At 67.1% G+C, this 14,317-nt stretch carries 9 protein-coding genes and 1 pseudogene; 3 read left to right on the plus strand and 7 right to left on the minus strand.

Going from position 1 to position 14,317, the window contains the following annotated elements; genetic code table 11:
- Positions 1-339: 339 nt before the first annotated feature.
- Positions 340-3,933 (plus strand): protein kinase domain-containing protein, encoded by a 3,594-nt coding sequence (locus ACN469_RS26750; RefSeq protein ID WP_498772117.1) that lies wholly within the window; start codon positions 340-342, stop codon positions 3,931-3,933.
- A 16-nt stretch (positions 3,934-3,949) separates the two neighbouring features.
- Here ACN469_RS26750 and ACN469_RS26755 read toward each other — a convergent pair whose 3' ends face one another.
- Together ACN469_RS26755 and ACN469_RS26760 are read right to left on the minus strand one after the other, a co-directional pair.
- Positions 3,950-4,453 carry a hypothetical protein gene (locus tag ACN469_RS26755; protein WP_498772119.1) on the minus strand — a complete coding sequence of 168 codons (504 nt, stop codon included), beginning with the start codon at positions 4,451-4,453 and terminating at the stop codon, positions 3,950-3,952.
- A gap of 130 nt (positions 4,454-4,583) precedes the next feature.
- On the minus strand, positions 4,584-6,188 hold the full coding sequence (locus ACN469_RS26760) for a sigma 54-interacting transcriptional regulator (RefSeq protein WP_498772121.1): 1,605 nt from the start codon (positions 6,186-6,188) through the stop codon (positions 4,584-4,586).
- A 264-nt stretch (positions 6,189-6,452) separates the two neighbouring features.
- Between ACN469_RS26760 and ACN469_RS26765 the strand changes: the two genes are divergently transcribed.
- Entirely contained in the window at positions 6,453-7,073 is a 621-nt protein-coding gene (locus ACN469_RS26765; protein ID WP_498772123.1) for a hypothetical protein, read from the plus strand.
- Between the two features lie 144 nt (positions 7,074-7,217).
- On the plus strand, positions 7,218-7,691 hold the full coding sequence (locus ACN469_RS26770) for a hypothetical protein (protein ID WP_498772125.1): 474 nt from the start codon (positions 7,218-7,220) through the stop codon (positions 7,689-7,691).
- A gap of 220 nt (positions 7,692-7,911) precedes the next feature.
- On the opposite strand, the gene sitI6 is transcribed toward ACN469_RS26770, so the two are convergent.
- From sitI6 to ACN469_RS26795, 5 genes and pseudogenes are all read right to left on the minus strand, one after another.
- Positions 7,912-8,622, minus strand: a complete 711-nt coding sequence (gene sitI6 / locus ACN469_RS26775; protein ID WP_498772127.1) for a SitI6 family double-CXXCG motif immunity protein — start codon at positions 8,620-8,622, stop codon at positions 7,912-7,914.
- Positions 8,623-8,656: 34 nt separating this feature from the next.
- A pseudogene (sitA6, locus tag ACN469_RS26780) lies at positions 8,657-9,307 on the minus strand (SitA6 family polymorphic toxin lipoprotein).
- 41 nt (positions 9,308-9,348) lie between these two features.
- Positions 9,349-11,712, minus strand: a complete 2,364-nt coding sequence (locus ACN469_RS26785) for a di-heme oxidoredictase family protein (protein WP_498772129.1) — start codon at positions 11,710-11,712, stop codon at positions 9,349-9,351.
- A 106-nt stretch (positions 11,713-11,818) separates the two neighbouring features.
- The gene (locus tag ACN469_RS26790; RefSeq protein ID WP_498772131.1) at positions 11,819-12,880 is read right to left on the minus strand and encodes a glycoside hydrolase family 2 TIM barrel-domain containing protein; all 1,062 of its coding nucleotides are present in this window, start codon (positions 12,878-12,880) and stop codon (positions 11,819-11,821) included.
- A 51-nt stretch (positions 12,881-12,931) separates the two neighbouring features.
- Positions 12,932-14,176 carry a DUF2403 domain-containing lipoprotein gene (locus ACN469_RS26795; protein WP_498772133.1) on the minus strand — a complete coding sequence of 415 codons (1,245 nt, stop codon included), beginning with the start codon at positions 14,174-14,176 and terminating at the stop codon, positions 12,932-12,934.
- Positions 14,177-14,317: the final 141 nt, after the last annotated feature.

Here is a 14,317-nt window from a genome sequence, read left to right on the forward strand (position 1 = left end):
GGAACTGGAGACTGAACGGAATGCGCCGGTGAACGGTAACTCCAGAGCGAGCGCACCCCAGATGGCGGCCACGGCTGCGAAAATGGGCAGGCCCATCCGCGATGGCAACGGCGCCGCGGATGCAGCCCGCGAACGGGAGCAGAGTCACTCCCGACCGCACGCGGACCCGGCGCCAGGGATATGCGCATCCCCCATCCCTGGCTAGACTTGCGCCGCCAGGAGCGTACGCAGTCCTGACAGGTCCCCTGTAAGACCGAGAGAGCCTACAGGGGATTTGTTGTTTGGCTGGAACTCGCCCCCAGCAATCAAGGCATCCGCGATACCAGGGGGAAGGACCGCATGTATGACCATCACGAAGAGGAGCTCCGCATCGCGGTGGCCGAGGGCCTTATCCCCCGGGAGGAGGCCGCCACATTGGGCGAGGAGGCGCGCCGCCTGGGCCGTGGCCCGCTGGCACTGCTCCACGAGCGAGGCCGGATCTCGGAGCAGACGCTCGCGGCCCTGCGACCGTCGCAGCAAGGTCCGGCTGCGGTGCACTCAACCCCGTCGGGAGCGCGGACGCTGACGATCGAGCCCCCTCCCACCCCGAAGAGCCACGAGCCAGCGGCCCCGCCCTTCCCCTTTCCTGGCTGGGAGCGCTACCAGGGCCTGCGCTTCCTGGGGCAGGGCGGCATGGGCCAGGTCTTCCTCGCCTATGACCCGCGCCTGCGCCGCAACGTCGCCCTCAAGTTCGTCAAGGGAGACGATGCCGGGGTGGTCCGCCGCCTGCTGTCCGAGGCCCGGGCCCAGGCTCGCGTCGAGCACGAGCGCGTCTGCCAGGTCCACGAGGTGGGCGAGGTCCAGGGCCGCTCCTATATCGCCATGCAGTTCATCGACGGCGTGCCACTCGGGCAGCTCGCGGGCACGCTCACCGTGGAGCAATGGGCGCTGGTGCTCCGCGACGCGGCCGAGGGCGTCCACGCCGCCCACCGTGCCGGTCTCATCCATCGCGACCTCAAACCCTCCAACATCCTGGTGGAGCACACCGCCGACGGCCGCCTCAAGCCGTATGTGATGGACTTCGGGCTGGCCCATGACTGGACGGCCCAGGGCACCACCGCCACGGGCGCGGTCCTCGGCACGCCCCATTACATGTCTCCGGAGCAGGCGCGCGGCGAGGTGGGACAGTTGGATCGCCGCGCCGACGTCTACAGCCTGGGCGCCACGCTCTACCAGTTGCTGACAGGCCAGTGCCCCATCCCCGGCACCCACGGGCTGGAGGTGCTCCACAACATCGCCGTCGTGGAGCCACGCCCACCGCGTGCCTTGAACCCGAACCTCCCCCAGGACCTGGAGGCCATCGTCCTCAAGTGCCTGGAGAAGGACCGCTCGGCCCGCTACGACTCGGCCCGCGCGCTGGCCGAGGAGCTGGAACGGTTCCTCGCGGGGGAGCCCGTGCGGGCCCGCCCGACCCGCCTGGGCTACCGACTGCGAAAGAAGGCCCGCAAGCACCGGTTCGCCGTGGGTGTCTCCACCGTGGCGCTCCTGTTGGTGGCGAGCGCCCTGGGCTGGGCCGGCTTCACGCGCGTGCAGGCCGCGCAGCGCGAGCGCCTCACCCGCCGCTTCACCGAGCAGCTCGAGCGCATCGAGGCGCTGGCCCGCTACTCCGGCATGTCCCGGCTGCATGACGTCCGCGAGGACCGCGCGAAGCTGCGCGGACGCATGGCCGCGCTGGATCAGGAGGGCCGTGAGGCGGGCCCCATCGCCGCGGGGCCGGGAAACTACGCCCTGGGGCGCGGCCACCTGGCGCTCGGGGAGCACCTCCAGGCGCGCGAGCGCCTGGAGCTGGCCTGGAGCCAGGGCTTCCGCGAGCCCCGCGTCGCCTGGGCGCTGGCGCTGGTCATCAGCCACCTGTATCGCGAGCAGCTCCTCGAGGCCGAGGCGTTCCAGAGCCCCGCGCGGCGCCAGGCGCGAAGGCAGGACCTGGAGCGCCAGTACCGGGACCCCATCCTGGCCTACCTGCGCCAGAGCCAGGGCGCCGAAGTGCCGTCCACCGGGTATGTCGCGGCGCTGCTGGCCTTCCACGAAAACCGGCTGGAGGAGGCCCTCACCCAACTGGACTCGATAGGCAGCCACCTTCCCTGGTTCCATGAAGCCCCGCTGCTGCGCGGCGCCATCTTCCAACTGCGCGCCCAGCAGCGGGGAAACCAGGGTGACCGCGAGGGAGCGCTGGCCGACCTGGAGTCGGGCCGCCAGGCGCTGAGCGCCGCCGTCGCGACGGGCGAGAGCGTCCCCGAGGTCCACCTGGCCCTGGCGCAGCTTGAGTACACCGCGATGGTGATGGAGTTCTACGGGCGAGGCGACGTCATGCCCTGGTACACCCGCGGCCTGGAAGCGGTGGCGCGCGCCCTCCGGGTGGACCCCGACTCATCCGACGCGCGGTTCCGGGAGGCCCGCTTCCACAACCGCCTGGCGGAGTACCAGCTCAACAAGGGCCTCGAGGCGGAAGAGGCGCTCCAGAAGGCCATCACCGCGGTGCAACAGGTCCTCGCGGTGCATCCCGAGCATGCCCAGGCCCGGCGGGAGCTGGGCCAGAGCCTCTGGCGCCAAGCGCGCTCTCGCCAGTCCCGCGGGCTGAATCCGAACGAGTCCCTGCGTCAGGCCCTTGCGACGCTGGAGGCCCTCACTCCCCAGAAGCGGGACTACGAGTTCCATGCCCTGCTGGGGCTGCTGTTCAGGACGTGGGCGGACTTCGACGAGCAGACGGGGGCAGACGTCCTTGCCCACCAGGCCAGGGCCATCGAGGCCTACCGCCAGGCCATCCAGCTCGACGACCGCCTGGCCGATGCGTGGATCAACCTCGGCCAGGCCCATCTGAAGCGGGCCGCGAACCCGCGCTTCGCTGACTCCGAGGGGGAGCTGGAGCAGGCGCGGCTCGCTCTCGAGAAGTCCCGCACCCTCAACCCGGAGAACTTCGTGGTCTGGTTCCTGGGAGGCATGCTCCACACGGACCTGGGGGCCCGGCACCGGCGCGGCGGGGATGATCCCCGGCCGGACCTGGCCACCGCGGTGGAGCTCTTCCAGCGGGGCATCGGCATCAATGCCCGCATCGCCCCCCTCCACAACGGTCTGGGCATCGCCCTCCAGGAACAGGCGCGGGCGGCATGGGAGCGGGGCGAGGATCCATTCCCACTGTTGGCCCGGGCCCAGGCCGCGTATGAGCAGGCCATCGCCGTGGCCCCCAGGCATGGCCATGGCCAGAACAACGTGGGGGAGAGCCACGCCACGCGCGCCGCGTATCAGCTCCTGCTTGGCGAGAATCCAACCGCCGAGGTCCGCGCGGCCGAGGCCTCCTATCAGCAGGCGGTCGAGCTGCTGCCGGGCCTGGCGAACCCCTGGGCCAACCGGGCCAAGGTCCGTCACACGCTGGCGCTCTTCGAGCTGGAGCAGGGGCGCAATCCCGGGGCGGCTCTCACCCAGGCGCAAGAGGCGCTCACCCTGGCGTTCCAGCGCAACCGGGATGAGCCCGAGGCCTGGCGCTACCAGGGCGAGGTCCACGCCGTGCGAGCCCGGTGGCTGGCCCGCCAACGGCCAGGGCAGGCGGAAGCGGAGTTCCAGCAGGCGGCGCGCGCCCTGGAGAAGGCGCTCCTGCTCGCGCCCCAACCCCAGGACATCCGCCTCGCCCTGGGCCACCTGTGCGGCGAGTGGGCCCGCTGGAGACAGAAGACGGGACAGGACGCCACGTCACCCCTCGAGCGCGGCCTGGCGCTGGCGGACAGCCTGCTCACCTCTCGCCCCACGTGGCCCGAAGCGCTGCTGCTCCGCGCGAGCCTGCGGGTGAACACAGACGCCGCCCGTTCCCGGAAGGACTTGGAGGCGGCGCTCGCGGCCAACCCCCACCTCACCCACGGGTGGAAGCGCCAATTCTCACAGCAGGACTCCGCCCGGAATTGAGCGCGGGAGCCAGGCCCTATTTCTCGCGGCCCTTGTCCCCCCCATCGCCACTCGTCGCCACATCCAGGCTCCCGGTCGATGGCACATTGACGTCACAGTCGTCTGAACCCATGCACATCAGGTGATCGCCACTCGTCCCTCCACAGTCGCCTGAACCTATGCACATCCAGTGATCGCCACTCTTCCCTTGCAGGGTCAGCGTATTGACCTTCGGTCCCGGGTGCACGTTCACGGTCGAGTGAGCTCCCACGAACAACGTAGCGGCATCCGAGAAAGAGATTTGAACGGAATGATGGCAGGTGGTGATGAAGGTGACCTCCTGGCCCGGCTCACCACAAATCGCGTTGGTGCCTGAAAGAAACCCAGTGCAGTCCACTAGGATGGTCGGTGGCGCGGAGCTGGAAATGGCTTTGTTATCGCATTGCTGGTGGACAATGAGAGCTTTTGATTCCCTGTCTGGCTTGTGGGGCGTGCTCTTGCAGGCCACCAACGCCCCGGCCGTCATGCCCGCCAGCAGCATCCCCCGCGGGATTCGGCTGCGAAACTGCCATTGAATGCACTCCGACACCGCTGATCGCCCTCGCTGCATGTGCAAGTCCTCCTTCGCCAACCGCCGACGCCAACCCATAGCAACAAGCATTCCAGCGTTATCACTCGTCCGAAGCAGTGAGGCCCAGCTCCTTGACCCGGCGCCCGAGCGCTCGCCTGGAGACCTCAAGCCGCCGAACCATCTCGTTCAGCCTCCCACCGCATTCCTGGTGGCAACGGGTGATCTCCTCCACGCTCAGCTCGCCTGCGGTGCGGATGCCCGGGATGCGTTCAATCAAATCGTAGATGGAGGTGCGGTGGATGCCCAGACGCTCCGCGGCGGCCTGGAAGTCCCAGCCACACCCCCGGAGCACGTCGAGCAGCTCCGTCTCCGGGATGTCCGCGGGCCTGCGGCGAGAAGGAGCCCTGCCGCCGCGGGCCACCGGCTCGGAGGCGGGGCGTCCCACGGCGGCGTCCTTCGGGGGGGCCAGCTCCAGCTTGAGCTGGGCGTCGAGTTGGAGCCGCGGCTGTCCCCGGTTGCCGATGACGAGCTGCCGCACCACGTTGCGCAGCTGCCGGATGTTGCCGGGCCAGTCATGGGCCAACAACCGGGCGGCCAGCGGCGTCGGCAGCCACGGCTCGGCCAGCGAGTCTTCAGGCTCCAGGCGACGGGCCTCCCCCATCGCTTCCAGCTCCTCTCGCGCGAAGTGATGGAACAGCAGCCCCACATCCTCCCGCCGCTCCCGCAGGGGAGGCACGCGGATGGAGAACCCCGCGAGCCGGTGCAGCAGTGGCGCCTTGAAACGCCCCTCCTGGATCTGCTGCTCCAGGTGCGCATCCGTGGCCGCCACCAGCCGCACGTCCACGGTGACAGGGGTGCGCTCCCCCAGCCGGAAGATCTCCCCTGTCTCCAGCACGCGCAGCAGCATCACCTGCACCTCGGGTGGCGCCTCGCCCACCTCGTCCAGGAACAGCGTGCCCCCGTGCGCGGCGTGGAAGAACCCTTCCTGGTCCTTCGTGGCGCCCGTGAAGGAGCCCTTGCGAGCGCCGAAGAGCTCCGCCGCCGCGAGCTCCCTGGGAATGGCCCCCAGGTTCACGCTGACAAAGGGATGGTCCCGCCGGGGGCCGTGCTGATGGAGCGCCCGGGCAATCAGCTCCTTGCCCGAGCCCGTCTCGCCCCGGACGAGCACCGGCACGTTCAGGTCCGCCACCTGCTCGATGAGCCTGCGCACCCGCTGGATGCCGGTGCTGATGCCCAGCATCCCCAACAGGTCCGCCGGATCCTTCGCCGTGGGGTCGGCCAGGTGCAGCACCAGCACCACCCGTCCGCCCAGCTCCAGCGCCACCCCCGCTTCGAGGTCCTCCGGGGAGAACTCCCACGGCCCCTCCAGCACCCGCCCCGCCACGCACACCCGACCCCCCTCGCCCGGCTCCAGCCGGACGCCCCCCTCTGGCCCCGAGGAGAACACCAGGGGCTTGCGGCTCAAGAAGGAATCCGCCAGGTGCATCCCCAGGGCATTTCCGGGACGCATGAAGACCGGCGCGTTGCGGGAGAGCGACACGGCGTGGCCCGAGGCCAGCCCGGAGAGCAGCAGTTGCTCGCCCACACGGCGGGCCATGGGGTGCGAGGCGATGGTCAGCGCGGCAACGGGCTGTGAGCCCTGCTCCCCCCCGGGCTGATGCTTCACATCCGCCGTGGAGACGTCCTCGATGGGTTGCTCTCGCATGTCACTCCCGCCCTGCCCAGCGCACGGCGGCCCATTCTACTTCACGGCATGGAAGCGGGATGTCGAAGCAGCCTTCCACGCGTGGAAGGACCGTCTTCCACGCGTGGAAGGGGGCGCGCGGGGCCGCTCACGGGGGAGCCCCGAGGGAGGCACTCCTGGCACGTGCGTTGCTCTACCCCGTCCCAGGTGCAGACGAGTCACCTGCTCCGCCGCGGTTCCACCCGCGGTCCGAACACCCACCCGCATCACACAGGAGTGTCTTCCATGGCGGTCAACTCCACACTGTTCAACGTCACCAACAATACCCACGGGCAGCTCGGCAACCAGCACATCCTGGTCTTCCTCACGCCCGTGCTGAGCAGCACCAACTGCGTGTACGCCGCCTGGCAGAAGCTCAACCCGGGCGAGGGGGCGACGCAGCCCTTCACCCTGAACCAGAACATCTCCGCCACGGTCACGACCTCCAACGGGACGATGTCGGCCCCGGTGACCATTTCCCCCAGCTACCTCTCCCAGGTCACCAACCCGGACGGGCTGTCCCCCGTGCTGGGCACGCCCCAGCTCTCCCAGAACGTGACGCCGCAGCAGGCGGGCGTGCAGAACACCACCAGCACGGCGTTCGAAGAGGTGAACGTGAACTGGTCCGTCAACGGCAACCTGGTCGTGAGCACGAAGACGCCCCTCACGGCCTCAGCCTTCTCCACCTTCGAGCTGCGGACCTCGCTCTACTGGTGCGTCGGCAGCAGCGAGCAGGAAAAAGCCTACACGCTCGGCGAGATCACGCCGCTCCAGAGCTACGCCCTGGAGGCCGGCACCTCCATTGTCAATGTCTCCGTCACCTACGACAAGGCTACGGGGAAGTACGGGTACGCGTTCACGAGCTGAGCCCAGGGAGCTTGCACGGCTGGCGCAGCTCATGGCCAGCCGCTGCCCTCCACCTGATTCCATACCCGGTTCCTCGGAGCGCAAGAGCCCGAGGAACCGGGGGGAGGTGATTCCCCCCTCAACCCTCTTCCCAGGAGCCATATCATGCGCCTCTTACCTGAAACCCTCATCTCATTCCTCGTGCTGTGCAGCACCTCCGCCCTCTGGGGATGCGACAAGACAGCATCTGGCCGGCAGACGCCGGAGCAGTCCCAGCAGGCGCTGAAGGTGGCCGGCGGCGAGCGCATCAACGCGCCCACGGCGTTCATCGTGCGCGGGATGAACGGCACCACCTGTGGTGCTCAATCCATCGGCGCAGGGAGCACTCCCCAGGTCAATGTCACGACGGAGGTGCAGAACCTCAGTGTGAGCTGCAGTGAGGACCGCAAGGTCACTCTGGACATGTTGCGCAAACCGCTGGTGAATCCACACATCTGCTGGGCAAAGCTCGAGGAACTCGAAGCCCGGAGCGCGGACATCATCGTCTCCACTGACCCGACGGGGGACAATCCCTATCACTGCGTCGTGTCCGACATCACGCCCAACCAGATGGTGCAGGCACTTCACTACAGGAATTGAGGGTGTATCCGAGGGGCTCTGCCGAGGGCAGCGGGTGGGCACGGAGGCGGAGTTCAACGCCAGGGTTGCCGCATGCGCTGCGAGCCCCGAGGGGCCGAAGAGCGCCGCTGAAGGGGCCGCCCGAGTGATGCTCCCAGCCGGTGGACAGTCCGCGTGACTGACGCTGCTGCCTCCTGGGGCGCTTGCTCCGCCGGGTGGTGAGTCTTCCACGGGGTTGGAGTCAGCGCGTCGGCAGTTCTTGGAACGTGATGCCATCCAGTTGCAGGTGTCTCACGGCTTCCATGAACCGCTCGGTGCCCACAGTCACCGTGGAGTAGTTGCCCACCCGGAACAGGTCGAGTTCCGGGGGCAGGGATGCCGCATCCAGGATGGGGTCATCCGGCAGTCGGAAATACACCCAGCCACATGTTTCGCACGGTGGCGGCACGTCCGGCGGAATGCAGTCCCGGTGCAGTCGGCCATGCGGTTCAACCTGGAGTTCCAGCAGCTCAGGTGGGTCGTTCTTCCGGAACCGCAGCTCTGTCCGGCAGCCCAACAACCCCCTCACTCCCTCGGCCTGAAGTTGCTCCAGTGCGTCTCGGCGAATCACCCAGAGCACGTCGCCGAGGGAGGTGAATGCGCCGAACTTCCCGGAGGTGGTTCCCACCAGGGGACCGAACTGAGTGCCAGGCGGCAACGCGGCGCCAGGTGGTGCGAGGGGGCGCACCAGTTCGCGCAGACGCGCGAATTCGGGGAATGGCTCGGGGCGGGCCTTCTCGAACTCGTGTCGCTCCAGTAGCTGTGACAGGTCTACAGCGGGATACTGATTCCCCGCACTCCCCCAGGTGGCGCCGCACATGTGGCAACGCACGCCGGGCAAACGCCATGCATGGGTGGCATCGAAACTGGCAGTTGGCTTCTTGGTCTCGTGCAACCAGTAGAACCGGCTCATCTGTTGGACGACCTCACGCTCCCGGGCGGGCATATTACGGCTGAATAGGGCCGCCAATGAGGTCGAAGCGGTGAATCAGCTCTCCCGCGAACTTGTAGATCTCCGCTGGTGGGGCGTTCTCGTTCTTCGCGCGGAACGCACGCCACGCATGATTTCATGCGCCGCCACGTCCGTCTCCATCGTGAATCCGTCTGTGAACGTGAAGCGGAATGGGCATGGTGAAATCATGGATTTTGACGCCCCGTGAATCAAACCACTCCGCCAGGTCCTGCGACTGGGGGAAGATGTGGTGCTTCTCCCAACGGCCACGCGTGAGTTGATGCGAAGGCGGAACCACCTTCGATGATGCGCCGTTCCAGTTGGGGAACGTCATGAGGGAGCCACGGGGAAGTTTCTGTGCCCCACCGAAATTCCGCCGAGGGCCACTGCCCGGTGCCGCGGCGGCCGCGGGTGGACGCGCTGGAGGAAAGCGCGCCAGTTCGACTTCTCCGGGGAGGTCCTCGCACCGATAGAAGCCGCAGGTGTCATCCACGCAGAGAAGGGCGACGCACTGGTCTTCCTCGGAGGCGTCGCATTCTACCTCCGCCGCCACCCACGCCTCTTGCGAGGTGCGATGGGTGACGGTGGAGCAACCCAGCCAGGACACGGCGAACAACGAAAGGCAGATGGACCGAAGCGTTTGCATGGGCCGCAAAGCCTATCCGAACGGGATGAATCCACCAGGGCTCAGAGCGAGCTCACGAAGTCGATCACCATGCCTCGCTCTTCCTTCGACAGGGCCTTGAAGCGGTCCCGGCTCGCGCTGCCCTGACCTCCGTGCCACAGGATGGCCTCCTCGAGGGTGCGGGCACGGCCATCGTGGAGGAAACGCGCGCCGGGATTGGTGTGCTCGAGCAGACCCAGGCTCCACAGCGGCGCGGTGCGCCACTCCTGCCCGGTGGCGACACCCTGCGGGAAGTTGTCTCCAAGCTCGGGCCCCATGTCGTGCAGCAGCAGGTCCGTGTAGGGACGGATGGTCTGCTCCCGCAGCTCGGCGTAGCGGTGCTCGGTTCCCGTGGTCAGCGTCGCGACGTGGCACGCATTGCAGCGCGCCTGTGTGAACAGCACCGCACCGGCGGCGACGCGCTCCTGCATCTGTCGCTCGGCCGCCTCGTCCTCCCGCATCTTCGCCAACTCGGCCGCGAGCTTGGATGGGTCTGGGTCCGCGACCAGGTCTCCGAAGTCCACGGCGTAGTTCCGCAGAGGCTGCTCACCGGGGAAGTGGCGCTGGGGTGGGACTGCCAGGAGGCTCGTGTAATCCACGATGAGGCGCACGTCCTTGTCGCTGATCTCCGGAGTGGTGGAGTTCGCATTGCGGCAATCCACGTCGTCCTTGGCCTGGCTGCAATTGTGGGTGGGGAACATCGACGTCGTCACGCCCATGTCGTTGTTCAGGGCGCCCGCGACCTGCTCCTCCACCGTCGAAGCCGTGCCGCGCCATCCGAAGCGACCCACGCGGGTGACCGAGGGATGACGCGGATCCGGAATCAACTGGAGCCTGCCGACCGCGCCATCGGGGTCCTGTCGGCTTGCTTCCGCGAGCGCCTTCAACTGCTTCTCCGGCACTGCCTCCAGCAGGCCCATCCCCACCATGTGCGGAGCCGTGTGCACCGACATGCGGGCAGGCAGATCCAGCAGGTTGCCCGTCTTGTCCGTCAGCGAATAGACGGGCTCTTGCAGCGTGTACACGGTTCCATCCGGATACTTCCCTGGAATCTCTCGATACGAGGTGACCTTCAGCACCGCGTTGCGTCCGTCGTACTGGGTCTTCCCGTCGTTCACCACTCCCTGCCAGAGATGCCCGCCGAAGCGGCTGTCCGGCACGAGCTTGCCGGTGGCGTCTACGTCCGCGGTGAGCACCACCATCGTCGACAATGGCGCGTTGAGCACAGGAGAGCTCTTGCCGTTGTTCACGTGGCAGTCGATGCAGGAGGCCTGCTGGAACCTGGGGCCCGCCTTGTTCATGGCGGTGGTGACCGGTGGATTGCCGGGCTCGTGATGGCCACCGGTGAAGAACGACGTATGAATCAGCCGGCGCCCTTCGGTGAAGGCCTGGATGTTGCGGCCCGCGATATTGAGGCTCGCCTGCATGAAGTTGATGTGACTGAACCCCGAGGTGTTCTCCTGAAGGGTCATCATCTTGCCTCCAGCCAGCGCGCTCTCCGGGATGGCGGTCGAATCCCAGGGAATCGCGGGGGCATCACAGCAGGGGCCTCGGTACCAGGGCACGATTCCGGGAGTGCCGACGCGGTAGACGAGCGCATCCGAGTAGTAGTTGAAGCGGCCGAGCTCGTTGCCCTTGGGCCCGTCCAGGAAGATGCCGAGCTCGAATTCATACAGGTCGCCCGCCTTCAGGTCCCGATTGAGCGCGGGCGAGCGCGTGATCTGCTTCACCAACACGAACTCGCCGTCCGCGAGAGGAACCTTGAGATCCCGATAGCCGCTGGGACTGTTGTTGTCCGGCAGGGCGTCGTAGTTCTTGATGGGAGTCTCCAGCTCCTGGTCTTTCAGCAGCGTCTGAGCAGGCAACTGCTTCATGCCACCGTTGTCGCCGTAGAGCGCCACCGACATCGGCAGGTAGGGCTGTTCTCCGCGCCGCCCGATGTACCCGCCCCGGAAGTTCGTCCCGTACAACCACCACTGCGGACGCACGACGAGCGTCAGGATGCGGGTCCCGGGCTTCTTGGGGTCGGGATTGGGATTGTCGTAGAGGGTGATGTCGTGGGTGCGGCGCTCGAAATAGTGCGCCGCGAAGGTCATGTAGTTGTCCCCGCCGAACGGGTTGCCCTTCGGGGGCATCTCGCGTGCGTGGCGGTCACGCGTGCGTCCGCCGATCTTCGTCACGAGCGTGCCACTGGGGAGCGTGTAATGGGTCGTGGGCTGCGGCTCGGGCCAGGTCAGCTCGGCATAGCCATCAGGCCCATTGACGTCAGGTCCAGGACCGCCAGGCCCATGGGGCCCGTCGCCGACCTGCACGGTGCCCGAGCCGCAGGCGGCAACCCCCAGACATACACAAGCAACCACCGCGAACAGCGCGGGCCTGAGGCTCACTCCCTGCTTCAGATTCCGACAAGAGATGTCCACCCGCGTCACGATTCGACTCCTTTCAAGACAATGTGCCGCCACAACGACGAGACGACCGAGCACAACCCTTCGCTCAAGGTGCATAGAGGCGCTTGAGCGCCTCGTAGGCGGGCCGCGGGTTCCGGTCGACGTCGACGATGCCCCACCACTCCTCATTGAAGGTGCTGTCAGGGTAGGGGCCACCTCCGGGGGCCGTGCCGCCGTTGTCGTGCTGGGATGGGTTCCCGGCCTTCCACCACTCGTCAGACCACTCGAAGAGGGTGCCGCCGGAGCACACGCCGTCGGTGTTCGCGGTCGAGTTCTCGAGAATCTCCTGGGTCAGCTCGAGGGTCGCCTTGCCCTGGCTTTCGGGATCGTATCCGGGGAGCTTCGCATTGAAGGCATCCGCACCGTACTCGGCGATGAACATGGGCTTCTGGCTGAGGGCCTTCCACCTGGTGAAGGCGTCTCCGAACGTGATTCCGCGATACATGTTCAGGCCCCAGACGTCGATGTTCGGCATGGCTTCGATGGTGGCCTTCGAGGGCATCTCGCCATAGACGGTCGCGACGGGGTGCTTGGAGTCCAGCGCCTTGATGGCAGCGGCAATCTGGTTCAAGCGCACCAGCGAGTCATTGAAGGACACATTGGTATACAGGCCGTTGTAGTTCCATTCATTCCCCAGGGACCACATGAGGATGGAGGGGTGGTTCTTGAGCGCAGTGACGTGCTCGGAGGCGCGAGAAACGGGGTCGCCGCCGTAAGCGTACACACTCATGATGACGCGGATGCCCGCTGCATGCAGTTTGTCCAGCACCGTGGTGTCGCGGATGGTGTCGTAGGTGCGGACCACGTTGATGCCCGCGGCCTTCATCAGCGCGATATCCCTGTCGGCGAAGGCGGCGTAGTCCCCCCTGGGCGGGTGCTCATGCCCCTTTCCGACAGGATTCCAGCAGACGCCCTTCAGTTGGATGGCCTTGCCACCTGCCTTGATGGCGCGTCCCTCCACGGTGATTGCACCGTTGCCCCAGTCGTCCGCGCCAGCATCCGCGGGCCCTGCGTCGGGAGCTCCTCCATCCGCACGCGGGCTGCCTCCATCCGCGATGGAGTCGTCCGATTCGCTGGCAGCGCCCGCACAGGACTGGACTGCGACCATCCCGAGGCTCAAAACGAGGATACGAAGTTTCATCAGCGCCTTTCGAGGGGCCTACCTGGGCAGCCGCAAGGTCCGGACTGCTTCGATGGTTGACGCCTCCATCCGGGCCGGCAATCCAGGGAGCAACGCGCCGACCGAGGGGGGAACATTGAGCGGATGGATGAGCGCCAGCTGGACGGTCCGGCTCGGAACGTCGAGGAGAATCAAGAAGTAGCGATAGCCAGACACCGGACGGCGGAGGGCCGCGCCGGGCCCACGGGTAGGGCTGGCGACCGCGCCCCGTGCCGCTTCGGCGCTCGTTGATTTGTCGATGAGGTCGGCCTCCCCGCCCAGGGAGCCGACGTTGCACTTCGCGCCACAGGGGCCCTCGCCGACGTAGCCCCCATAGCCAAACATGTTGGTGCTGAAGACGTCGAGGTTGCGGAAGTTGTTGTTGTCGTTCACGACCTCGAAGACGTTGAATTGACCGCAGCCGTCGCCCAGGTACCACTTGTCGGGCTCCTTGGCGTAGCAGTGGCAGTTGCCGAAGGCGCCAGCGCGCACGAGCTCTCCATGGCTGAGGCCCACCCACGGAGCATCGAACCAGTTTCCATTCGAGTTCTGGGAGCACGCCTGGCCCAGCGAGCCCGCGTGGGGCATGGTGGCGAGCATCACGAAGAGCTTCGAGCCCGACCAACCCCAGGTCTTCTTCTTGCCGCTCCCTTGCGGCGGGCAGTACGGCACGCTCCCCGGGCCGCACGCGAAGTCCTCGCTCGTCGAGACGTCAACCAGACATTCAGTCCCGATGGTTCCGTCGAACCCCTTCGTCTCGGTGCTGTTCCCCTCGAAGTGGAGGCCCTGTGGGCTCTTCGGGCTCCGAGCATCCCAAGACGACACCAGGTTCCAGGGCCCCGTCGAATCGCCCCCCGGTTGATACACGGCGAACTGCTTGACCTTCATCGGACCCCGCAGCGTCACAATGAGGTCCTCGTCCCACGGGGTCAGCGCATTGCTTTCGATGGAGTGCTTGCTGAGACAACACCCCGTGCCCTGGTAGGCGTCGCAGGTCCCCGTCGTGGGATCACGCCGACTCGGGTACCACCCCGGCGCGCCGATGGACTCGAAGGTGAGAGTCCCCCCATGCGAGGCCGGGTCCAGCTCGGAAGGATCCAGGTCCGCTCCCACGCCCCCATCGACGGGACCGGGCGTGGGCCCCGGGTTCTGCGGCTGGGGGCCGCCATCCGACGACTGTGGACCTGGGCCTTGTGAACACGCACACAGCAGCGCCAGGAGCAGACTCTTCACTTGGAAGTTCATAGGGGTCGCCGTCACGCGAGGATTTCGCTGAGCTCCGCGTTCGCCACGCCTCGGACGTCTTCTCCGAACGACGTCACCGGCATGCCGAAGACGCGCCGCATGAGGGTGAACCACATGTCGCGGAGCTGTCGGTCGTTGCCC

The organism is Corallococcus terminator (genome assembly GCF_049194865.1).
In the GTDB taxonomy this organism is placed as follows: Bacteria; Myxococcota; Myxococcia; order Myxococcales; family Myxococcaceae; genus Myxococcus; species Myxococcus terminator_A.